This is a genomic window from Bacteroides caecigallinarum (assembly GCF_016902295.1).
Classification (GTDB): domain Bacteria; phylum Bacteroidota; class Bacteroidia; order Bacteroidales; family Bacteroidaceae; genus Phocaeicola; species Phocaeicola caecigallinarum_A.
This window is the reverse complement of the sequence record NZ_JACJLQ010000016.1, coordinates 38201-62277: the sequence shown is the minus strand read 5'-3', so window position 1 is coordinate 62277 and position 24077 is coordinate 38201. Positions and strand designations below refer to the sequence as shown.

Annotated in this window: 15 protein-coding genes, 4 tRNA genes and 1 pseudogene; 12 read left to right on the top strand and 8 right to left on the bottom strand. The window is 41.2% G+C overall.

Annotated features, from left to right (window positions below; genetic code table 11):
- Nucleotides 1-224: 224 nt before the first annotated feature.
- Genes H6A27_RS07305 through metH form a run of 3 tightly spaced genes read left to right on the top strand, consistent with a single transcriptional unit; the run spans nt 225 to nt 4055 of the window.
- On the top strand, nt 225-794 hold the full coding sequence (locus H6A27_RS07305; RefSeq protein WP_204405040.1) for a YIP1 family protein: 570 nt from the start codon (nt 225-227) through the stop codon (nt 792-794).
- A 31-nt stretch (nt 795-825) separates the two neighbouring features.
- Nucleotides 826-1287: an SsrA-binding protein gene (gene smpB, locus H6A27_RS07300; protein ID WP_154042982.1), complete on the top strand. Its 462-nt coding sequence runs from the start codon at nt 826-828 to the stop codon at nt 1285-1287.
- A gap of 8 nt (nt 1288-1295) precedes the next feature.
- Entirely contained in the window at nt 1296-4055 is a 2760-nt protein-coding gene (metH, locus tag H6A27_RS07295) for a methionine synthase (protein WP_204508142.1), read from the top strand.
- A 42-nt stretch (nt 4056-4097) separates the two neighbouring features.
- Here metH and H6A27_RS07290 read toward each other — a convergent pair whose 3' ends face one another.
- From H6A27_RS07290 to uvrA, 4 genes and pseudogenes are all read right to left on the bottom strand, one after another.
- Nucleotides 4098-4835, bottom strand: coding sequence for a nucleotidyltransferase family protein (locus H6A27_RS07290; RefSeq protein WP_204508141.1), 738 nt, complete (start codon nt 4833-4835; stop codon nt 4098-4100).
- Nucleotides 4832-6282: pseudogene (locus H6A27_RS07285) on the bottom strand (RapZ C-terminal domain-containing protein). Before H6A27_RS07285 ends, H6A27_RS07290 begins: the two are co-directional and overlap by 4 nt.
- A 64-nt stretch (nt 6283-6346) precedes the next feature.
- On the bottom strand, nt 6347-8941 hold the full coding sequence (gene xyl3A, locus H6A27_RS07280) for a xylan 1,4-beta-xylosidase (RefSeq protein WP_204508140.1): 2595 nt from the start codon (nt 8939-8941) through the stop codon (nt 6347-6349).
- A 230-nt stretch (nt 8942-9171) separates the two neighbouring features.
- Nucleotides 9172-11946, bottom strand: a complete 2775-nt coding sequence (gene uvrA, locus H6A27_RS07275; RefSeq protein WP_204402903.1) for an excinuclease ABC subunit UvrA — start codon at nt 11944-11946, stop codon at nt 9172-9174.
- 182 nt (nt 11947-12128) lie between these two features.
- Between uvrA and H6A27_RS07270 the strand changes: the two genes are divergently transcribed.
- Entirely contained in the window at nt 12129-12824 is a 696-nt protein-coding gene (locus H6A27_RS07270) for a hemerythrin domain-containing protein (protein ID WP_204402915.1), read from the top strand.
- Nucleotides 12821-13426, top strand: a complete 606-nt coding sequence (locus tag H6A27_RS07265; RefSeq protein WP_204508139.1) for a response regulator transcription factor — start codon at nt 12821-12823, stop codon at nt 13424-13426. The genes H6A27_RS07270 and H6A27_RS07265 overlap by 4 nt, the downstream gene beginning before the upstream one ends.
- 372 nt (nt 13427-13798) lie before the next feature.
- Here the strand turns inward: H6A27_RS07265 and pflA are convergent, their stop codons facing one another.
- Both pflA and pflB read right to left on the bottom strand, forming a co-directional pair.
- Nucleotides 13799-14527 carry a pyruvate formate-lyase-activating protein gene (pflA, locus tag H6A27_RS07260; RefSeq protein WP_204402900.1) on the bottom strand — a complete coding sequence of 243 codons (729 nt, stop codon included), beginning with the start codon at nt 14525-14527 and terminating at the stop codon, nt 13799-13801.
- A gap of 179 nt (nt 14528-14706) precedes the next feature.
- Entirely contained in the window at nt 14707-16929 is a 2223-nt protein-coding gene (pflB, locus tag H6A27_RS07255; protein WP_204508138.1) for a formate C-acetyltransferase, read from the bottom strand.
- A gap of 336 nt (nt 16930-17265) precedes the next feature.
- On the opposite strand from pflB, the gene H6A27_RS07250 reads away from it, so the two are divergent.
- The 7 genes from H6A27_RS07250 to H6A27_RS07220 all read left to right on the top strand — a co-directional run bounded on the left by H6A27_RS07250 (nt 17266) and on the right by H6A27_RS07220 (nt 20065).
- Nucleotides 17266-17355 (top strand) — tRNA-Ser (locus H6A27_RS07250).
- A gap of 15 nt (nt 17356-17370) precedes the next feature.
- Nucleotides 17371-17444: transfer RNA gene (locus tag H6A27_RS07245), tRNA-Arg, on the top strand.
- 12 nt (nt 17445-17456) lie between these two features.
- Nucleotides 17457-17532 (top strand) — tRNA-Glu (locus tag H6A27_RS07240).
- A 5-nt stretch (nt 17533-17537) separates the two neighbouring features.
- A tRNA-Ser gene (locus H6A27_RS07235) sits at nt 17538-17624 on the top strand.
- 759 nt (nt 17625-18383) lie between these two features.
- Complete coding sequence (locus H6A27_RS07230) at nt 18384-19247, top strand: DMT family transporter (protein WP_204508137.1); 864 nt, start codon at nt 18384-18386, stop codon at nt 19245-19247.
- A 25-nt stretch (nt 19248-19272) separates the two neighbouring features.
- Nucleotides 19273-19485, top strand: a complete 213-nt coding sequence (locus H6A27_RS07225; RefSeq protein ID WP_204402894.1) for a hypothetical protein — start codon at nt 19273-19275, stop codon at nt 19483-19485.
- 115 nt (nt 19486-19600) lie between these two features.
- Nucleotides 19601-20065: a MaoC family dehydratase gene (locus H6A27_RS07220; protein ID WP_204402893.1), complete on the top strand. Its 465-nt coding sequence runs from the start codon at nt 19601-19603 to the stop codon at nt 20063-20065.
- A 62-nt stretch (nt 20066-20127) separates the two neighbouring features.
- Here the strand turns inward: H6A27_RS07220 and H6A27_RS07215 are convergent, their stop codons facing one another.
- Complete coding sequence (locus H6A27_RS07215) at nt 20128-21333, bottom strand: L-serine ammonia-lyase (RefSeq protein WP_204402891.1); 1206 nt, start codon at nt 21331-21333, stop codon at nt 20128-20130.
- Nucleotides 21334-21374: 41 nt separating this feature from the next.
- Nucleotides 21375-23885 carry an endonuclease MutS2 gene (locus H6A27_RS07210; protein WP_204508136.1) on the bottom strand — a complete coding sequence of 837 codons (2511 nt, stop codon included), beginning with the start codon at nt 23883-23885 and terminating at the stop codon, nt 21375-21377.
- Between the last annotated feature and the right edge of the window lie 192 nt (nt 23886-24077).

Here is a 24077-nt window from a genome sequence, read left to right as displayed (position 1 = left end):
CTTAGACGGACTTTAATAACTGATAAAAAGTGTTTAAAGTCCGTTCTTTTTTATCTGTTTTCTGCTGAATGATTGTTTGTACGAAAAATATCATATCTGCTAAATGGGCTTTATCGTTCTTTTTTATAAATTTGCAGTTCAAATTCCTTTGTGCGAAGGGAAAAGGTTTGATTAAGGTATTAGTCAAGATTATCAATGGATTAGAAACTTAAAACTTAGAAAAATTGAATTACAAGGATTTATTGTCGAGAACATTATTTATACTTTCGTCACCGGCAAGAGCATGGGAACAGATTTCATCTGAAGGAGAATCAAAATCGGTTCTTCCCAATTTTGTTTATCCAATGATAGGACTCTGCGCTGTGAGTGAGTTTATAGGAACTTTTTTTGGTAAAGAGTTTATTCCTGATGTGTTTCAGGTAGCTTTGTCAAATTGTTGTGCTGTGGCTGTAGCATTGTTCGGAGGTTTTTTCCTTTCCGTATATTTGCTTGACAGAATATTGCAGAAATGGTTCCCTGACGTTGTATCAAAGGATAAGGTTACAGTATTTGTGGCATACTCAATGACTGTGAAATTTGTACTTGATATTTTAAGCAGTCTTCTGTCGCTTAAGCTATTGCTGATAATTTTGCAGATTTATACACTGTTTGTGGTGTTCGAAGGTACACGGGGGTTCCTGCGGTTGCGTGAGGATAAGGTTACACTGTTTACTCTTTTGGCAACTGTGGTGATATTGCTTTGTCCTACTTTTATTGAAATAGTGTTTAATGTACTTTCTGCAACACTCAGGTAATCTCTTGTTGCAGGAATAAATTTATTATAAGATGAAAAATACTACCAATAATAATATAAATATCAAGAATAAGCGTGCCTCGTTCGATTATGAATTTATTGACACATATACTGCCGGAATAGTACTTACGGGAACAGAGATTAAGTCTATCAGACAGGGTAAGGCGAGTCTTGTTGATACGTTTTGTTTTTTCTCGAAAGGAGAACTTTGGGTTAAGAATATGCATATTGCAGAGTATTTTTATGGCTCATACAATAATCATCTGGCACGCCGAGACCGCAAGCTTCTACTTAATAAAAAGGAACTTCGCAAATTGCAGCGCGGAATACAGGAAACAGGATTTACCATTGTCCCTACACGTATGTTTATCAATGAAAGAGGACTCGCTAAGGTGGTTATAGCACTTGCTAAGGGTAAGAAACAGTACGACAAGCGTGAAACACTTAAGGAGAAAGACGACAAGAGAATGATGGACCGTATGTTCAAGAGATAACATATTATATGCTTACAAAATCAATACAACAACTTCTGAACGAGCGTATTCTGGTTCTTGACGGGGCCATGGGTACGATGATACAACGATATGGACTTACTGAAGAGGATTTCCGGGGAGAACGTTTCAAGGAACTCCCGGGACAGCAGAAAGGAAATAACGACCTGCTTTGTCTTACACGTCCTGACGTAATTGAGGAAATTCATCGTAAATATCTTCTGGCAGGTGCTGACATTATTGAAACAAACAGTTTCAATGCCACTCCTGTGTCGATGGCCGACTATCATGCAGAACATCTTTGTCGTGAGATTAATCTTGAGGCTGCACGTCTGGCAAGAAAGGTGGCAGATGAGTTTACTGCAATGAATCCTGACAAACCGAGGTTTGTAGCCGGTTCGGTGGGACCTACAAACAAGACTTGTTCGATGAGTCCTGACGTGAACAATCCAGCTTACCGTGCATTGACATTCGATGACTTATGCTCAGCATACTGCATACAGATGGAAGCATTGCTCGAAGGTGGTGTGGACGCTATATTAATCGAAACCATTTTCGATACTCTGAATGCAAAAGCTGCTATAATGGCTGCCTACAAATCTATGCAGATGATTGGTAGGAAAGTGCCTTTGATGCTTTCTGTTACAGTATCCGATATTGCCGGACGGACTCTCTCGGGTCAGACTCTTGACGCTTTTCTTGCATCTGTACAGCATGCTGATATATTGTCTGTCGGACTTAACTGTTCGTTTGGAGCTAAACAACTGAAACCTTTCCTGGAATCTCTGGCTGCCCGCGCACCTTATTATATAAGTGCGTATCCTAATGCCGGTCTGCCTAACAGCTTAGGGCAATATGATCAGACTCCGGAGCAGATGGCAGACGAGGTAAGAGAGTATATCGATGAAGGACTGGTGAATATTATCGGTGGTTGCTGCGGTACCACTGAGGAGTACATAGCCAAATATCAGGACTTGATAAAGGATGCTGTTCCGCATAAGCCTGTGGCAAAACCTCAGTATATGTGGCTTTCAGGTCTTGAACTTATGGAACTTACTCCGGAAGTGAGATTCGTCAATGTAGGCGAAAGATGTAATGTCGCCGGTTCAAGAAAGTTTCTCCGTCTGATAAACGAAAAGAAATATGATGAGGCCCTTTCCATTGCAAGAAAGCAAGTGGAAGATGGTGCTCTTGTGATAGATGTCAATATGGATGATGGTCTGCTTGATGCTGTGTCGGAGATGACTACTTTCCTGAATCTACTTGCTTCGGAACCGGAAATAGCACGAGTGCCTGTGATGATAGACTCTTCTAAATGGGATGTTATCCTCGCCGGACTGAAATGTGTACAAGGCAAGTGTGTTGTGAATTCTATCTCGCTGAAGGAAGGCGAAGAGGTGTTTATAGAACATGCACGCACGGTGAAAGCATTCGGAGCAGCAGTAATAGTAATGGCATTCGACGAGCAGGGACAGGCTGATACATACGAACGCAAGATTTCAGTGTGCGAACGTGCATACCGCATTCTGACAGAGGTGGTAGGATTCAATCCGCACGATATTATATTCGACCCTAACGTGTTGGCTGTGGCAACCGGAATAGAAGAGCATAATAATTATGCTGTAGATTTCATCCGTGCTACTGGGTGGATAAAGAAGAATCTTCCTGGAGCGCATATCAGCGGCGGAGTGAGTAACCTTTCTTTCTCATTCCGAGGAAACAATTATATACGTGAGGCTATGCATGCAGTATTCCTTTATCACGCCATTCAGCAGGGTATGGATATGGGAATTGTAAATCCGGGAACATCTGTTATATACACTGATATTCCTGCAGATGTGCTTGAAAGAATAGAAGATGTTGTACTCAACCGTCGTCCGGATGCCGCAGAAAGGCTGATAGAGACAGCCGAACGCATGAAAGCAGAAAAGGAAGGTCAAACAGAAGGAGACGCCTCTTCGTCTAAAATAGTATGGCGGGATGGGACTTCAGTTGAGGATAGATTGAAATATGCATTGGTGAAAGGTGTAAGTGATTTTCTTGAAGAAGATCTTCATGAGGCTCTTGCCGGATATCCTAATGCGGTGAGTATCATCGAAGGTCCGCTGATGGCCGGAATGAATCATGTGGGTGAGCTTTTCGGTTCCGGTAAGATGTTTCTTCCTCAAGTCGTTAAGACTGCCCGTACTATGAAAAAGGCTGTTGCCGTGCTTCAGCCATATATAGAAGCAGAGAAGAAAGAAGGTGCTGCGAGTGCTGGAAAAGTCCTCTTGGCTACGGTTAAAGGTGATGTGCACGACATAGGAAAGAATATTGTAGGAGTTGTTATGGCATGCAATAACTTCGAGATAATAGACCTTGGAGTGATGGTTCCGGCAGAAAAAATTATTGAGACAGCCATTCGCGAGAAGGTTGATATAGTAGGGTTGAGCGGATTGATTACTCCTTCGCTTGATGAAATGGTACATACAGTATCCGAGATGGAGCGTGCCGGACTTAATATTCCTGTATTGATTGGAGGGGCTACGACATCCAAACTCCATACTGCCTTGAAAATAGCTCCGTCATATCATGCTCCGGTGGTATATCTTAAGGATGCCTCGCAAAATGCTCCTGTGGCATCTAAACTGCTTAATCCGGAGCAGAAAGATATATTCGTGAAAGAACTGTATGATGAATATAAAGCTTTGACTGAAGCCCATCAGGAAAAGAAGGTGAATGTGGTATCTCTGGATGAGGCTCGCGAAAACAGACTTAAACTTTGGGATTGATAATATAATATTAAAGGCGGTTCTTGCGAGCCGCCTTTAATGTTATATCATATTTATAAATTCATTAGCTTTCTCCAGTGTTTCCGGTTTTCCTATATCTATAAGTTTAATTTCCGGTTTTACACATGCTCCGAAGCGTGCTTCATGGCATGTCCCTAAATAGAAGTCTATTATAGGAAACTTACCGTTCCACTTATCTACCATATATTTAAATATTGATGGCGAAACTATATGTATTCCGCTGAAGGCATATTCTGAATGTTTTGAAGAATCAAATACGAAATCTTCGGGTTTTGTCTCGCCACTGCTCTTGTTTATCCATCCGCAAAGTCTGTCTTCATTATTGAATATAAGATAGCGTGAAGTTTTCCTCTGGCTAACCAGAAGAGTGGCATCGTTGCGTGTATGAAGATGAAAGTCGTAAAACTGACTTAAATCTACATCCGACAGTATATCTACGTTATGTATCAGTACTGGTTCATCGGTAGGGAAGAGCTCAAGAGCGTGTTTGATTCCTCCTCCTGTGTCAAGAAGCATTTCCCTTTCATCGCTTATATGGATATTCACTCCGAAGTTATTGTTGGCGTGGAGGAAGTCGATAATCTGCTCTCCGAAGTGATGGATATTTATAATTATGTCATCAAATCCGGCTGTTTTAAGTTTCATTATTACGTGTTCCAGCATAGGTTTACCTGCTACAGGAACAAGTGCCTTAGGCATAGTGTCTGTCAGAGGCTTGAGACGTGTACCCAGACCGGCTGCAAAAATCATTGCTCTCATATTCCTGTATTGGCTTCAAAAGTTTGTTCAACGTTCTGTTCGCGATGGATAAGTTCTACCCTAACATCGAATTTCTTGTGAATGTGTTCGGCTGTGTGCTGGGCCGAATATACTGACCTGTGTTGCCCTCCCGTACAGCCGAAACATATCATAAGGTTAGTAAATCCTCTTTCGATGTAACGTTTCACGTGTGCGTCTGTCAGAGCATATATGTTTGTAAGAAACTCGGTTATTTCGCCGTCCTTTTCAAGAAAATCTATTACAGGCTGGTCAAGCCCTGTCAAAGGCTTGTATTCATCGTATCTTCCCGGATTGTGTACATACCGGCAGTCGAAAACATATCCTCCTCCATTGCCGGAATTGTCTTCAGGGATACCTCTGCGATAGGAGAAACTTATTACTTTTACTGTAAGCTGTTTTTCTGTGTTCATCGTTTTAATATTGTTATGTCATTGATATCCATTTCGGAGAGTTGAACAAGTAGTTTGCTCAAATATGGATATTCGTCTAAATGGTTTTTAAACAGTGTTTGAAGATTATTTAAAGCGTATGGAATACTTTCTATGAAATGGGCTTTCCGTTCAAACAATCCTCTGAAACCGTATGCGCCAAGTACCTGCATGGTGCGGAAAATTACGAAATGATGTAATGTCTTCTTGAAATCGTCTTGATTAATGTGAGTATATTTGTTTGCTTCTGCAATGTATGTATCAATCATCTCCTCTCTCAGCTCGCTATTGAAATTAGCCTTTGCCTGCCATAGGAATGATGCTACATCGTAATATACAGGACCTTTTCTACCACCCTGGAAATCAATAAAGTATGGTTCGTTATCTTTTATTATAACATTACGGCTCTGGAAATCGCGGTACATGAAAGTCTCGGATGGTGTGTCAAGAAGAATATCTGTCAAAGTCTCGAAATCATCTTCAAGAGAATTTTCGTTGAAACTGATTCCGGTAGCTTTAAGGAAGCAGTATTTGAAATAGTTCAAGTCCCACATTATTGTACGGCGGTTGAAATCTGAAAGTGGATAGCACATACCAAAATCCATTCCTTCTGCACCTTTGAACTGTATCGAGGGAAGGCGGGATATGCTTTTACGGATAAGCTCTTTTTCGGAGTCACTGAATATCCCTGTAGTTCTGCCATTGGCAATGGCATTGAAAAGGAGAGTGTCGCCAAGATCTTCCTGAATATAACAGCTCTCGTCGTTTGAAACAGCCAATACTTCAGGAACGGGTATGCCCTTAGTGCGGAAATGGCGTGCCATGTAAATGAAAGCTCTGTTCTCTTGTATAGATTCACCGCATACAGCTATCAGGCTGCGGCAGCCGGTCATTCGGAAATACTGACGGTTAGAACCGGAACCGGTCAGCGGCTCGATTGATTCGTGCTGCTGACCGGTAATTTGTTTGTATAATGTACTAATGATTTCTGTATTCATGCTTGAGTCGTATTCTTTGAATTCAAAATTACAACTCTTTTTCGTTGAATGCAAGAAATAACTGTTATTTCACTTCAACAGTGAGTTTTTTCAGTTTACTAATATCAGAAGTGCCACCATAATATATGGTATATTCTCCTTCTATGGCTCTCATTGTGTTATTCTGAGTATCGAACCATTCAAAGTCTTCTTTGTCGAGAGTGAATTCTACGTTCTTTGTCTTTCCTTTTTCTATATCAACTCTCTTGAAACCTCTTAACGCGTGCGAAGGACCTTCGGCGTCTTTATTGTATTTCAGATATACCTGAACCACTTCTTCACCATCCATCTTTCCTGTATTTTTTAACGGGATTGTAAGTGTGATTTCTTTATCATCTTCAAGAGTATTGCTGCTTACGTCAGCTTTACCATATTCGAATGTGGTATAACTTAATCCGTGACCGAAACAGAACAGAGGTTTCTCTGTCATATATCTGTATGTTCGTCCCTTCATTGAATAATCCTCGAAATCTGGTATTTGTTCTACATTCTTGTAGAATGTTATAGGAAGTTTTCCTGCAGGATTGTACTTGCCTGTGATGACATCGGCTACAGCCTGTCCACCCGCCTGTCCTGGATACCATGCCTGGAGAATGGCATCACAATTCTGTGATTCGGGAACAAGTCCCATAGCTGAGCCTGAGAAGTTGACGTAAACAATCTTCTTTCCGGCCGCTTTCAGCTTTTTGATAAACTCTCTCTGTATTTCCGGAAGTTCTATATTAGTTCTGTCACCACCTTTGAAACCTGGTATTTTGACAGACATTTCTTCGCCTTCAAGAGTAGGAGAGATACCTCCGGCAAATATTATTATATCAGCATCTTTTACCTTATTGACGCTTTTCTGTAAATTTACAGGAACGTAGTAACCCATATCGAAATCCAATGACGCGGCACGGTCGTTACTGTTGAATATGTATTCGATGGTGATGTCGTATTCCTGTCCGGCTTTTGCTTTGAGGGTGTAAAGACTCTCGTTGTTTTTGATAAATCTTCCTTCTCCAACGTTTTCGCCGTTTATGTATAATTTAATTTGGGCATGTGCGGTGAAACAGAAATTTATGTCTGTATCTTTTGCAGGTTTCAGGATGCTTTCGTATTTAGCTGAAAAGTTCTGAATGTTTACTCCTGAAGCAAAAGTTGTACCTCCTGTAGTGATGAAGTGGAAAGGTGTACTTACGTGTGTGACGGTTGCGGGTTCGCCATTCATTTCTGTATTATTCCAGTATGTAGCCTTGAAACCAGGTTTCCCGTCATAACTGCATTGGCTGAATGTGCTTTCCAGTGTAGTGGTTTCTGTGCGGTCGCAACCTTGTTCGTAAATCAGATTTTCAGCCGGAATAGTATTTTTTAGAGCTTCCAGCAGTGTGATTGTATGTGATGGGTAACCATTGTAGTTTGCCCACTGCATGATGGAATCGTTGGCGTTAGGCCCTACAAGAGCAATTTTTTCATTTCCTCTAAGTGGAAGGATATTGTTTCTATTCTGTAAAAGTACCATTGATTCTCTTGCCATCTTGAGTGCAAGTTCCTTATGTTCTTTCGAATCTACAACAGAATAAGGTATTTCGCTCCATGATGTATTTTCGTCCATTTCTCCTAATTCAAATCTGGCTTTAAGGAGTCTTTTCAGTGAAGTGTCTATACGTTCTTCTGTTATGAGTCCTGCTTTTACGGCTTCAGGAAGTGAAGAATAGTTTGGACCACATTCAAGGTCAGTCCCGTTAGATACTGCGTCAGCGATGGCGTGGTTCTTGTCCGGATGTGTCTCATGATTCCCTTTTGTCCAGAAATCGTTGATGGCCCAACAGTCTGAAACCACTATACCGTCGAAGCCCCATTCGTCGCGAAGAATCTGAGTCAGCAGCCTGTTGCTTCCACAGCAGGGCTCACCCTCGAAACGATTGTATGCACACATGACTTCTTTTACATCGGCTTCCTGAACCAGTTCTTTGAAAGCCGGGAGGTAGGTTTCCCACAAGTCCCTCGGAGAAATGTTTTCGGCATTGAAACTATGTCTGTTCCATTCCGGACCTGAGTGTACGGCATAATGCTTCGCACAGGCATGAAGCTTGTCGTATTGGGCATCGTCGGGACCTTGTAATCCTTTTACTACTGCAACTCCCATTTGTGAAGTCAGATATGGGTCCTCACCGTATGTTTCCTGACCTCTTCCCCAACGTGGGTCTCTGAATATATTTACGTTTGGAGTCCACATTGTCAGTCCCTGATATCTTTTCAGTTTTCCATTTTTGCTGAATTCTGTAGATTTGGCTCTTGCTTCGTCCGACACTGACGTGAAAACTTCGTATAACAGCTCATTGTCGAACGATGCTGCCATACCAATGGCTTGCGGGTAAACGGTAGCCAATCCGGCTCTTGCCACTCCGTGTAATGCTTCGTTCCACCAGTCGTATGCCTTTATTCCTAATCTTTCTATTGCCGGAGATTCATTTTGCATCAATAATGCTTTTTCTTCAAGAGTGAGTCGTTTCAGCAGGTCTTCAGCTCTTTCTTCAGGTGATAATGAAGGGTCTTGATAAGGGTACTTATTTTCTTGTGCGCATGAAGATAGAATAGCACAGAAAATACCAGTCTGTAATAAGATTTTAAAATTCATGACAGTTTATATATTTATGTTTTCCTTGGTATTATTTACGGCCTTTTATATTCCGTAACAGATGCAAATTTAGTTCTTATGGCTAAATATGTAATATCTTAATGTAACAAATTCTTTAGTTCATGTTTCATTTTGTCTTTTTCATGGTAAATAGATAATAAAAACAAAGGTTGTGCAACATTTTTACGTACGTTACACAACCTTTGGAAAGAAATATGTATGTAATTTTTTTATAGGTTCATTTTTTCTGCAAGAAACTGTCCGGTATAGGAAGCACCGCATTTGGCAACTTCTTCCGGAGTTCCTGCTATAACCAGATTACCGCCTTTGTCGCCGCCCTCAGGACCGAGATCGATTACATAGTCTGCACATTTTATTACGTCCATGTTATGTTCTATAATAACAATCGTGTGTCCACGCGCTATCAATGAGTCAAAGGCTTCGAGCAATTTCTTTATATCGTGGAAATGCAGACCGGTAGTCGGTTCGTCAAACACGAATATCGTAGGCTGAGATTTTTCCACACTGAGGAAATATGCAAGTTTTACTCTTTGGTTTTCACCTCCAGACAAGGTTGAAGATGACTGTCCCAATTTGATATATCCAAGACCTACTTCCTGCAGTGGCATCAGTTTCTTTACAATCTTCTTCTGATTATGTTCTGTAAAGAATTCTATTGCCTGGTTCACTGTCATCTCCAGTATGTCGTAAATGTTTTTGCCTTCAAATTTAACTTCCAGAACATCGTTCTTGAAACGTTTCCCATGGCATGATTCGCATTCCAGTACAAGGTCTGCCATGAATTGCATTTCTACGGTCACTGTACCTTCACCTTTACATTCTTCGCATCTTCCGCCTTCGGTGTTGAAAGAAAAATATCCGGCAGAATATCCCATCTGTTTGGACAGAGGCTGTTCGGCGAACAGTTTTCTGATTTCATCGTAAGCCTTGACGTATGTCACAGGATTACTTCGCGATGATTTTCCTATAGGATTCTGATCGACAAACTCAATGTCGTTTATCATCCTTATGTCTCCTTCAAGTGAGACAAATTCTCCGGGACGCTCACTTGCCTCGCTGTATTCACGTTTTAGCGCTTTATAGAACACGTCGCGTACAAGTGTACTCTTTCCGGAACCGCTTACCCCGGTAACTACAGTCATTATGTTTAGCGGGAATTTTACGTCAATTCCCTTCAGATTGTTTTCTCGTGCCCCTTTTATTTCTATATAATTGTTCCATGAACGGTGGCTTAGAGGGAGAGGAATTGTTTCTTCGCCCAGCAGATATTTCACCGTGTAGCTGTTGCTTCCTTTCTGCAAGTCCTTCATGTCTCCCTTATAGACTACTTCACCGCCAAGTCGTCCGGCTTTAGGACCTATATCGATAATATAGTCGGCAGCACGGATTATTTCCTCATCGTGCTCAACCACTACTACTGTATTGCCAAGCTGCTGAAGCTGGCGTAGCACTTTTATAAGTTTGTCTGTATCGCGGCTATGCAACCCGATGCTTGGCTCGTCAAGTATATATAGAGAGCCGACCAAACTGCTTCCTAATGACGTAGCGAGATTGATACGCTGGCTTTCACCTCCCGACAATGTATTGCTAAGGCGGTTAAGCGTGAGATATCCTAATCCTACATCGATGAGGAAATTGATACGGCTGTTTATTTCATTCAGAAGTCTTTGGGCTACCAATGTGTCATGCTCGTTAAGTTGCAGAGTACGGAAAAATTCTTTCAGTTCGGTTACTGGCATATCCACAAGCTGGCAAATATTTTTTCCTCCAACCTTGACGTATGTGGCTTCTTTCTTCAGTCTGCCACCTTTGCATGTAGGACAAGTAGTCTTACCTCTGTAGCGTGCCAGCATTACTCTGTATTGAATCTTGTACTGGTTTTCTTCCAGCATTTTGAAGAATGTATCTATACATACCTTGTCGCGCGGACCGTGCCACAGATAATCTTTCTGTTCTTCGGTAAGTTCGTAATATGGTGTGAATATCGGGAAATTGTGTTTTGGCGCTTCACGCAGGAATTCCTGAAGCCATTCGCCCATTTTCTCGCCTCGCCAGCACATGACGGCTCCATCGTAAACGCTTAAGGCTCTGTTAGGTACTACGAGGTGTTCGTCTATGCCGATTATTTTGCCGAACCCTTCACAAGTAGGGCATGCACCGATAGGTGAGTTGAATGAAAACATTTGGTCTGTAGGCTCTTCGAACTTGATACCGTCGGCTTCGAATTTTGTGCTGAAACAGTGAAGCCTTGTTTCGCCGTCGGGCATGTAAAAACGTAACATGCATGTTCCGTCACCCTCGTACATCGCTGTCTCGGCAGAATCAGTCAGTCGGCTTATGGAGTCCTTGTCATCATTGCAGCTCATACGGTCTATCAGCAGATATACCTTGTCGCTTTCGTTGTAGGTATAGTCTTCTATGCGGACTATTTCTCCGTCAACTTCAAGACGAGTGAAACCTTGCTTGAAGTCCATATCCAACTGTTCCTGATGAGTACGCCCGTCGCGTGGAAGCAATAGAGTCAATACAGTATATCTTGTACCTTTTGGATACGACAGCATACAGTTGACAATATCTTCAGGACTGTCTTTTTTTACCAGTTCGCCGCTTACCGGTGAATATGTTTTTCCTACCCTTGCAAACAACAGTCGCAGATATTCGTAAATTTCAGTAGAAGTTCCTACGGTTGAACGCGGATTACGGCTTATTACTTTCTGTTCTATTGCTATTGCAGGCGGGATACCTTTTATGAAATCACATTCCGGTTTACCCATTCTGCCAAGAAACTGGCGGGCATACGATGACAGGCTTTCTACGTATCTTCTTTGCCCCTCGGCATAAAGAGTATCGAATGCCAATGACGATTTTCCTGAGCCGGAAAGGCCGGTTATGACAACCAGTTTGTTGCGTGGTATGTCAACGTCTATATTCTTAAGGTTGTTTACCTTTGCGCCTTTTATTGAAATGTATTTGCTATCAGACATCCTGTTTCGTGTTTATTAATGCAAAGATATTACATTCAATCAGATTTTGAAAATTAAAGTATGAAATTAGATTCTTTCTGTTAACTTTGTAATCATGAAATATACCTAAAAATAGGTATTGACAAGTCTGATTTATATATATTATTTTGCAAGCGAACAAAATTATGGACAGTGTATTGAATATGTATAGGACAAGAATTTACAGACCGACCGATAAAATGAGCGACCTGATATGCGAGAATTATGCTCTCCTTCAAGTATTAAGCCGTTTTGGTATATCTCTTGGATTTGGGGATAGGAATGTACGCGAAGTCTGTGAAATAAATAATGTTGACTGTAATACATTTCTTGCAGTAGTAAATTTCCTTATTGAGGACAGTTTCAGGATGCAGGATCATCTGGAAGGTATATCCATCCAATCATTGATGAGCTATCTAAGGGAGGCTCATAGCTATTTCCTTGACTTCCAATTGCCTTCGATAAGAAAGAAACTGATAGAGGCTATTGGCGATTCAAAAGAGAAAGAGGTGACATTCCTTATACTTCGTTTCTTCGATGCATACGTTGATGAGGTTAAGAAACACATGGAGCATGAAAACAAAAATGTGTTTACATACGTGGAGAGACTTCTTGGCGGAGAACATCCGGAGGAATATAATATAAGTGTATTTGCCAGCCATCACGAACATATAGACACCAAACTCACTGAACTCAAGAATATCATCATAAAGTATTTCCCATCAGGAGGAAACAACCGTTTGCTCAATGCTACCTTGTTTGATATTTTCAGTTGTGAGGAAGATTTGGCGTCGCACAATAGGGTAGAGGATTTCCTGTTTGTGCCTGCAATAAAGAAATTGGAAAAGGAGGCAAAATGAAATCGCAGGATGTTATAAACATAGCAGTGGCAGAAACGTCCATGATAGTAAGAACCGGTCTGATTTCTGTACTGAAACATTTGCCTGACTTGAATATTCAGACACTTGAAGTGTCTTCCATTGACGGGCTTCATTTATGTATGGAATCACATAAACCGGATATACTTATAATTAATCCTATGTTTGACGGGTGGATTAATCTGGAAGAACTGAAGCAAAAGTACGAAGCGCACGAAACTAAATTCATTTCACTCATTTGCTCTGTAGTGGATTCAAATGTGCTGAAAGGATACGATGACAGTATAAATCTTTTTGATAATATTGAAAGCTTGTCGTCAAAGATATCTTTGATGATGAATTTTGAAGAAGATGATGAAGATACCGACTCATTGAGCCAGCGCGAAAAAGAAATACTTGGATGTGTGGTCAGAGGTATGACAAACAAGGAAATTGCTGAGAAACTTTACATATCTGTGCATACGGTTATCACACATAGAAGGAATTTAACTCGCAAGCTTCAGATACATTCGGCAGCGGGACTTACAATTTATGCCATTGTGAACAAACTGGTTGATATAAGCGAAGTGAAAATGAAACTCTGAAAAATACCTATTTTTAGGTATTGCGTATGATTGCTGTCGTTCTTACCTTTGCAGTGTTAGTCATATATAAATTACGTAAACCACAAATAAGTAAAAAAGTTTGTTATTAATTGGGCGCACCCTGCGAAGTGATTCGCGGGGTGCACGCATTTAAAAAATTGAATTTTGTCTGATTGCAAATGCAAATAGGATTATAAATAGTCTTTTTTACATTTTCGTTGTTTTGTGTTATTGATGGTTGTGACTGTTCTTTTATTAATATCTTAATGTTGATATTTTAAAATTGTCGTTTTGTTATATTCTTTGCTTGTATATTGTAAACGAGGAATTGGTCGTATTACTGCACGGCAATCATAATTTTTTTTCAGAAAATCAATTTACATAAACAGTCTTGAAATATTTCTGGAAAATAGTCTTTGCGTTTTCAAGCTGTTCCGGTGTATTATATTCTACGCCTTTCAACTTGTATTCCATGTTCATGGCTTCGTATTTATGTACTCCGAGAGTATGGTATGGGAGGATTTCAACTCTTTCAATATGTTTGTAATCCTTGAAATGCTCGCCAAGTGCTTCCATGTCTTCATTGAAGGCGCTGTACCTCTGAACCAACACATATCTAAGCCAGAACGGTTTTCCGTTTTCTTCAAGCCATGCCGCCGTTTTCAGTGTTTGCTCGTTGCTACGTTCTGTGAGGGTCTTGTGTCTGGAAGGGTTGAACTCTTTTACATCAAGCAGAACGAGGTCGGCCAATGAAAGCATTTCCTTTACATCGTCATTCCATATTCCCCCATTTGTATCCACGCAGATGTGGATTCCTGCTTCTTTCAGCATTTTAAATAATGGAACAAGCGCTTTGGCCTGAAATGTAGGTTCTCCACCACTGAAAGTTATACCTCCCTTTTTGCCGAAAAAAGGCTTCTGGCTTACAGCCATCTTAAGTATTTCCTCAGGAGCTGTTTCCTTGCTTTCTCCTTTTGCGTCTATTGTGTCAGGATTGGCACAATACAGACAACGGAAATTGCATCCCTGGAGGAATACTACAAGGCGGATGCCCGGTCCGTCGTATGTGCCAAGCGATTCGTATGAATGTACTCTTATCATAAAGCGGCTATTATTTTAGACAGATGTCTGAATATAGTTATTGAGATGTCAATATGACCTGTTGGCATGATATTAAAAAATAGCAGAGACTGCTTTTTCTTTGATTGGCAGCCTCTGCTTTATATAGTATCTTGTCGTCGCCAATCTGTAATCTGAGAATGACGAGATACGCGATTCTATTACATACGTTCGTGGAAACTACGTGAGATAACTTCCAGCTGATGTTCGCGACTCAGCTTGATGAAGTTTACGGCATATCCCGAAACACGGATTGTCAGCTGTGGATACTTCTCTGGATGTTCCATCGCATCTTCAAGCATTTCGCGGTTCAGTACGTTTACGTTCAGGTGGTGCGCGCCTTTCACGAAGTAACCGTCCATCATTGTAACCAGGTTTTCGATACGGTTTTCCATATCCACTCCCAGTGATTTAGGTACGATAGAGAATGTGTTACTGATACCGTCCTGTGAGTCGCGGTAACGAAGTTTTGCTACTGAGCTCAGTGATGCAATTGCACCGTTTTTGTCACGTCCGTGCATTGGGTTGGCACCCGGAGCGAAAGCGACACCTTTGGCACGACCGTCAGGAGTAGCACCTGTCTTCTTACCGTACATAACGTTCGAAGTGATAGTAAGGATAGAAAGTGTTGGCTTAGCGTTCTTGTAGATAGGAAGTTTCTTCAACTCTTCGTCGAAGTAGTATATCAGGTCAACAGCCAAGTGGTCAACTCGGTCATCATCGTTACCGAAGCATGGGAATTCACCTTCGATTTCGAATCCTTCAGTCAGGCCGATATCGTTACGTTTAGCCTTAACCTTAGCATATTTGATAGCTGAGAGTGAGTCAACAGCGATTGACATACCAGCCACACCGTATGCAAGATTTATCACGTGGTCAGTATCAACGAAAGCCATCTGAGCCTTTTCGTAGTAATACTTGTCGTGCATATAGTGGATGATGTTCATAGCTTCGTTGTAAACACGAGCCATTTCCTTCAATACCTTCTTGTAGTTGGCAAGAACTTCTTCAAACTGAAGAACGTCACCGCTCAATACAGGAATGTCCTTAACCATCAGTGTACCTGTGTTCTCACATCTACCACCGTTGATTGCAAGAAGAAGAGCTTTTGCAAGGTTACAACGTGCACCGAAGAACTGGATGTGGCGGCCTATATCCTGATAAGATACGCAGCATGCGATACCGTAGTCGTCAGAGTTACGTACTTCACGCATCAGTTCGTCGTTTTCGTACTGGATAGATGATGTATCGATAGAAACCTGAGCACAGAAGTTCTTGAATCCTTCCGGAAGTTCAGGGCTCCAAAGAACTGTCAAGTTTGGTTCAGGTGATGGGCCGAGGTTGTAAAGAGTCTGCAAGAAACGGAATGAAGTCTTTGTAACCTTTGTACGTCCGTCGTTGAAGCGTCCGCCGATAGCTTCAGTTACCCATGTAGGGTCACCTGCGAAGATATCTGTGTAAGCCTGCATACGCAAGTGACGAACCATACGCAACTTGATTACGAACTGGTCAATCAATTCCTGTGCATGTATCTCGTCCAACAGACCGTGAGCCATATCATATTCAATATATATATCAAGGAATGATGAAACGTTACCAAGTGACATCGCAGCACCATCCTGTTCCTTAACAGCAGCAAGATATGCCATATATACCCACTGAACAGCTTCCTGAGCGTTAGTAGCCGGACGGCTGAGGTCAAGACCATATTGCTCGCCCATAACTTTGATTTCCTTCAGGGCCTTTATCTGTTCTGCCACTTCCTCACGCTGGCGGATGCGTGCTTCAGTCATAGGACCTGTCAGATGGCGTAAATCATCCTGTTTTGATTCGATAAGACGGTCGATACCGTAAAGTGCAAGACGGCGGTAGTCACCGATTATACGTCCGCGTGCATAGTTGTCAGGCAAACCAGTAAGGAATCCCAGTGAGCGGAATGAGCGTATTTCTTCAGTGTAAGCATCGAATACACCGTCGTTATGAGTCTTGCGATAGTGAGTGAAAATATCCTTAACCTTTGGATCTACTTCTACACCGTTTTCACGGCATGCTTTTTCTACAACCTTAATACCTCCGAAAGGCTTGATTGCGCGGCGCAGAACTTCGTCAGTCTGCAAACCTACAATAACCTCGTTATCCTTATCTATATACCCTGGAGCGAATGATGTGATGGTAGAAACTGTCGAAGGGTCAAGCGAGCGTACTCCGTTGTTAGCGCGTTCTTCGGCCAAAGCTTCCAAACATTTGTTCCAAACTGCCTTTGTGCGTTCTGTCGGACCTGCCAGAAATGAAGCGTCACCCTCGTAAGGAGTGATGTTTGTCTTTACAAAATCTGTGACATTGATTTCATGGTTCCAACGACCTTCTTTGAAATTCATTACCATAGTGATTAATATTTTATTGTTTAAAATGATTTTTAACCACTGCAAAGATACTAATAAATACCATACTATACAATACCTACAATTAGGTATATTATTAATTTGTATTAATTACAAAGTTATTTTGATTAAAATCAAGTGCATATTAATATAAAATAATGTGGCTTATCTCCTCAATGAAATCATAATGTAAAAAGTATATTTTATTAACTACTTTATAATCAAACGACTATTAAAAAGTAACAAAAAAAAGGACAAAAATGTATGAAAATGTTTGGATATATCGGAAAGTACGCATATCTTTGCACCGCATTTAAAGAAATGCACTACTGAAAAGAAGGAAGTTTGGGTGAGTGGCTGAAACCACCAGTTTGCTAAACTGACGTACGGGTTACCGTACCGGGGGTTCGAATCCCCCAGCTTCCGCCAGTAGTAATGTAAGATGGCCGCGTAGCTCAACTGAATAGAGTAGCTGACTACGGATCAGCCGGTTACAGGTTTGAATCCTGTCGCGGTCACTTTTTTTTTATGGCGCCTTCGTCTAGCGGTCTAGGACGCGGCCCTCTCACGGCTGAAACACGGGTTCGAGTCCCGTAGGCGCTACCAAGGAAGGAAGTTTGGGTGAGTGGCTGAAACCACCAGTTTGCTAAACTGACGTACGGGTTACCGTACCGGGGGTTCGAATCCCCCAGCTTCCGCAAAATAAGCTCTGTAATCAATTGATTATGGGGCTTTTTTTGTATAGTTCTGTTGTTAGTGCTTCTGCGGCTTAAACCTAAAACAGAGTCCATAATAATATGGTATAATATTGATTGAATTATATAATAAATAGTCCTTGTGCAAAAAGAAAGGATATTTGTGTATTATGTATTAAAAAGATTGTATTATGCCGCTTTTAGTGAATGTACTATCAGTTGGCTTTCATCAAAATAGAATGAACTGTTAATCTTATGTGCACTTTTGGTTGCTGATATGGCGATTAAATAATGCAGAATAGTTAAAATGGATTTATTTGTTAAGGCCAATGACGATGAAAAATGGCCTGTCATTTCATTAGAAACGTGCTGAAATCTTGATTGGAATGCCTTGTCATTTTATTAAAGGTTTCTTCATGTTTTATGTTTGGGCAGAAATAAGATTGGAAATTATGTTTTTTCGCTCTATATTTGCCGTAGAATAGTAAGTTTTATATGTGTTATTATGTCGCTATATTTGATTGGTTTGTGTTGATGTGTTATTTATGTATATTAATCTTTACATGAATAGCTCATTTGTATAATAAAATTCTGTCATTATGTATTTATGAACTATGGCGAGAATGGAATTTTTTCAATCAAACTTGGCATCGGTCCGTATTTTATTATTATTACTTACTTAAATTATCATTTTGACAATAAGAAATTGCCTCCTAAGGTTTATTTACTATCTTTGCCTCCGTTTCGATAATATCATGGAATATGAATAAACTAAACGGACTGATTTATGGTATAATATCTTCGGCGTCGTTCGGATTGATTCCGTTGTTTGCCATTCCTGCCATGCGGCATGGTATGGACTTTATGAATGTCATTTCGTATAGATTTCTTTTTGCTACAATAGCATTGGCTGTTCTTCTGAAAATAAGGAAGGTCTCTTTTGGCATAGAGAAGTCAGACTTGCCTACGCTATTGCTGCTTTCAATTTTTTATCTTATTTCTTCAGTATTTCTGTTATGGGGATACAAGTTCATGCCGTCGGGTGTTGCCACCACCATTCATTTCATGTATCCGGTAATAACGACTCTGGTTATGATGATTTTCTTTCGTGAGAGAAATTCTTTGTTTCGTACGTTGGCTATTCTGATGGCTATAGCCGGAGTATATGCGCTCTCGTATTCGGAGGCACAAGGTGAGACTAATATATTGGGAGTGGGTATAGTGTTGATTTCGGCTGTAGGCTATGCTTTATATCTTGTTACGGTGGGGCAACGCAAGAATCAGAGCCTGAAAGGACTGAAACTGACTTTTTATGTGTTTCTTTTCAGTACGGTAATATTGCTTGCAGGAATGTCGTCAACAGGGAGTTTACATTCGATACCCGATTTGACAACTGCCGGTAACCTGTTTTTGCTTGCCATAATACCAACCATAGTGTCGAACCTTACTTTAATAGAAGCCATAAAACACATAGGGGCCACTAAGACATCTGTATTGGGAGCTATGGAGCCGGTAACGGCAGTTATTGTCGGCATAGTAGTATTTGGTGAGGCTTTTACTTTGACGATTGCTATAGGAATATTGCTTATAATTTCGGCTGTTACTATAATTATACTTAAAAAGTAAATGATACGTTAATATTGGATTGAATATGAAGAAACAACTTTGTCCGCAGTGTAAAATTGCATCGATGTATGTGAAGAATGCCGGAGGTGAGCGCCGTCTGGTTTATGTAGATGAAAATCATAACGTTGTTCCGAAATATCCGGAAGAGAGTCTTGAAGGTTTTGATCTTACAGAAGTGTATTGCCTGGGATGTTCATGGCATGGGTCTCCTAAACGTCTTACTGGTAAATATTTATGAAATAATTGCACAATACATGCTTTTATGTGTAATTAATGTCTCTTTTTTTGCCTGTTTACGGTATATTTCAGTATCTTTGCTGTCAAATATAAAAAATATTAATGAATTATATATTATGGGAAAAGTTGTCATTAATTCTTATGATGAGTTTGCACAGTTGGTAGGAAAACAGATTGGTGTTTCTGATTGGTTGGAGATACCTCAGGAACGTATAAATCAGTTTGCGGATGCAACTTTGGATCATCAGTGGATACATGTGGATATTGAGAGGGCAAAGGTGGAAAGCCCTTATAAAAGTACTATCGTACATGGATATCTTACACTTTCAATCCTTCCATATCTTTGGAACCAGATAATCGAAGTAAATAACCTGAAGATGATGGTCAATTACGGTATGGACAAGATGAAATTCGGTCAGGCTGTCCTTTCAGGTCAGAGTGTGAGACTTGTTGCTGATTTGCAGTCGCTGGTTAATCTTCGTGGGGTTGCCAAGGCAGAGATTAAATTCTCTATCGAAATAAAAGATCAAAAGAAGAAAGCGCTCGAAGGAGTTGCTACATTCCTTTATTATTTCAATTAATGTTTCATATAATCAAAGGGTTAATAAGTTTGGGCTTTCCAACTTATTAACCCTTTGTTTTTTTACATCTGTTTGTAATTCTTTGCCAATCCGCCTTCACTCGTTTCTTTGTATAATGAAGGAAGATCGTGTCCTGTCTGTTTCATTACTTCAACAACACGGTCGAAAGAAACACGGTGGTGTCCGTCAGTGAAAGCTGAATAAATATTTGCGTCAAGCGCGCGTGCGGCGGCGTATGCGTTTCTTTCAATACAAGGTATTTGTACGAGGCCGCAAACAGGGTCGCATGTCATCCCGAGGTGATGTTCCAGTCCCATTTCGGCCGCATATTCTATTTGTGCCGGGCTTCCGCCGAACAGTTGGCTTGCGGCGGCAGATGCCATTGAACATGCTACTCCGACTTCTGCCTGACATCCTGCTTCGGCACCGGATATTGATGCATTCTGTTTTACTATATTTCCAATAAGTCCGGCGGTGGCAAGAGCTCTTAATATTCTTGCGTCGCTGAATTCACGGCTTTTCTGCAGATGCAGTAATACCGCAGGCACAACTCCGCATGAGCCACATGTGGGGGCTGTAACGATTTTTCCTCCGGCGGCATTTTCCTCGCTTACTGCAAGCGCGTATGCAAAAACAAGTCCTCTTGAGCGGAGTGAGTCTTTATATCCTTTGGCGCGAATGTAATATGATGATGCTTTTCTTGGAAGGTTAAGTGGACCTGGCAATACTCCCTCAGCGTCAAGTCCTCGGTAAACGGCAGCTTTCATCGTTTCCCATACCTCTGAAAGAAACTCCCATATTCCCGGACCCTCGCATTGTTCTACATATTCCCAATAGCTTTTGCCTGTATTCTTGCACCATTCAAGAATTTCGCTCATGTTTTTCATGTCGTAGATGTCTTTGGTCACTGTCATTCCTTGTCCTTCTTCGGCAAGAGCTCCTCCACCTATGCTGAATACAGTCCATTCGTCGGTGACGCGTTTGTTAGCATCGAGCGATTTGAATGTCATCCCGTTTGGATGAAAGGGGAGGAATACATGCGATTTCCATATAATTTCTACCGGCGCTTGTGGCTGAAGCGTGTCCAATATCGCAACATCTGTCATGTGTCCTTTTCCGGTGGCTGCAAGGCTTCCGTATAGTATTACCTGAAACGATGCGGCTTCAGGGTGTTTCTTGAGGAACATTTCTGCAGCCTTTCGCGGACCCATAGTGTGGCTGCTTGACGGTCCTGTTCCTATTCTGTATAGCTCTCTGATTGATTTCATTTCTAAATCCTTTTTCTATTATCGTTTGCCGTTTCGGCATATTATAAATTTACAACTGTTATTCCGGCACCTCCGAATTGTACATGCTCGTCGTTGAAACTTGAAACTCCGGGTACTGTAGCGAGGTATTGTCTGATAAGTGTTCGCAGGATTCCTGAGCCAGTACCGTGCAGTATTCTTACGTTTTTCGCTCCAACAAGTATTGCGTCGTCAATAAAATATGTAACAGCCTGGATGGCTTCGTCGCCTCTCATGCCCCGTACGTCTATTTCATGCTTGAAATTCAGCTTTTTCTCGTACATGCTGCTTTGTGTTGCCGAACTTACAAAGGTTGCCTTTGCGGGTGCTGCCATCGATGGTTTTGGAGCGTCTGTATGTTCCAGTCGTTCAGTCTTTACGTTTGTTTTCATCAGACCGAACATCACAACTGCGTTTTTACCGTTTATTTCCAATACCTGACCGGTGCTTGTCTGTCCTTTTATGCGGACATAATCGCCTGTCTGTATCGGTTTAACTTTTGGTGCAGCTATAACGTTTTTCTGTTCTGCCTTTTGTCCTTTTTTCTCTTTTTTGCGTTCCTGCTTTTCGCGGAGCTGGTTCATTTTGCGCGCTATTTTTTCTTCCATAGCCGCCTTTTCCATTTCTTCTACCTCACGACGGAAATCTGACAGTTCCTGACGGGCCAATCGTGTTTTCTCCTTGTCGGCTTGTGCTTCTTTAATGGCACGTATGGTGTTTTCTATTTTGGCGTTGGATTCCTGCAAAATCTTTTCTGCTTCTTCCTTTGCTTTGCGCAGAATTTCTTTTCTGCTTTTTTCGAGTTCTTCCATATCCTTTTCATATCTGGCTATGGTGTCCTCCATTTGTTTTTCGCGTTTACGGATATTCTGGCGCTTTGTCTCCCAGTATCGTTTGTCGCGGACGATGTCCTGCAGATATTTGTCGCTTTGTATGTATTCGCTACCTACTATTTCCGAAGCATCGGCTATAACGTCTTCCGGAAGTCCGATCTTCCTTGCTATCTCAACGGCAAAAGAACTTCCCGGATTACCTATCTGTAATTGGAATAGCGCGCGCATTTCGTGTCTGTCGTATAGCATGGCTCCGTTTATGACGCCTTCATTGTCTTCGGCAAAGTGTTTCAGGTTCTGATAGTGTGTGGTAATCACTCCGAATGTCTTTTTGGCATTGAAGCGTTTCAGAACTGCCTCGGCTATGGCACCACCTATTTGCGGTTCAGTACCTCCACCGAATTCATCGATAAGTATAATACTTCCTTCGTTGCAGTATTTCATCATATTCTTCATGTTTGTAAGGTGTGAAGAATATGTACTGAGGTCGTCTTCTATACTCTGTTCGTCGCCTATATCTATGAATATGTCGCTGAATATACCGGCATGGCTTCGTTCGTTCATTGGTACAGGTATGCCGCATTGCAGCATATATTGCAACAGTCCTACTGTCTTCAGGCAGACTGATTTACCGCCTGCGTTAGGACCGGATATAAGAAGTATTCTGTCTTTACGGTTTAAAGCTATTTCCAGCGGTACCACTTTCTTGTTATGTTTCTCGAGGTTTATTCTCAACAGCGGGTGTATTGCATCAAACCAGTCTATAGTCCTGCTGTTTTCCATTGCGGGCTTGACAGCCTTTATGTCAATGCCAAACAGAGCCTTTGCCCTGATGAAATCTATTTTCGCGAGAAATTCGTATGAAATGAGTATAGCCGGAATGTGTGGACGTATTTCTTTTGAGAATTCTGTGAGAATTCTTATTATTTCTCTTCTTTCTTCGCCTTCCAGCTCACGTATTCTGTTGTTTGCTTCTACCACTTCGGCCGGTTCTATGAATACAGTTTTTCCTGTTGCCGATTCATCGTGAACGATACCCCTGATTTTTCTTTTCATACCCGGCGCTACAGGTATTACGAGTCGCCCGTCGCGGACGGTAGGAGTAACGTCCTTGTCAACAAAACCTTCAGATTGTGCCTGTCTCAAAATGGAGTTTAGGCTTCTTGATATGCTGCCTGCTGTAGATGACAGTTCTCGTCTGATGGACAATAGTTCAGGTGAGGCATTGTCCTTAATCTTTCCGAATTTGTCGAGTATGTTGTTTATTTTTGCGGTAAGTTGCGGAAAGACCATGATGTCCTCAGCCAGTTTGTATAATGTCGGGTATGGACTGGATTTCTCGTCTTCCTCGGTATCGTCGTTATTGTCTTTTTGGAAAAACATGACAATATCCCTGATAGTCTCGAGTGAACGTCTGAGGTCAAAAAGTTCGGCTTCGTTCATGTACATTCCTTCAATTCTTATTCTTTTCAGCGAAGGGCGCACATCGAAAAAGTTCTGGTCCGGGAAATCATTTTCTCCCTGCAGTATTTGCGTGAACTCATTAACCTGGTCCAGTAATAGGTTTACATTGCTGAAATCATCGGAAAAAGCCATTTCGTCCACTTTTTTTTCGCCTAATGTACACAAACATTTTTGCTTTATTAGCGAACGTATTTGGTCGAACCCTATTTTCTGTTCAAAATTAAGGGGATATATCATCTTTCTTTTAGTTAAAATGCCATTTATAAATACGCGGCAAAGGTAGCACAATGCTGTTTCATTTCAAAAAAAGAAGATGAATATTTGTCTGTGGATTGTTTATATGTGTTCAGATTTTGTTTAGCGTCCGTTAAACTGTATTTATACCGTTTCTCAATGTCTCATAAAAACAAATTTAAACTTTGGAATGTT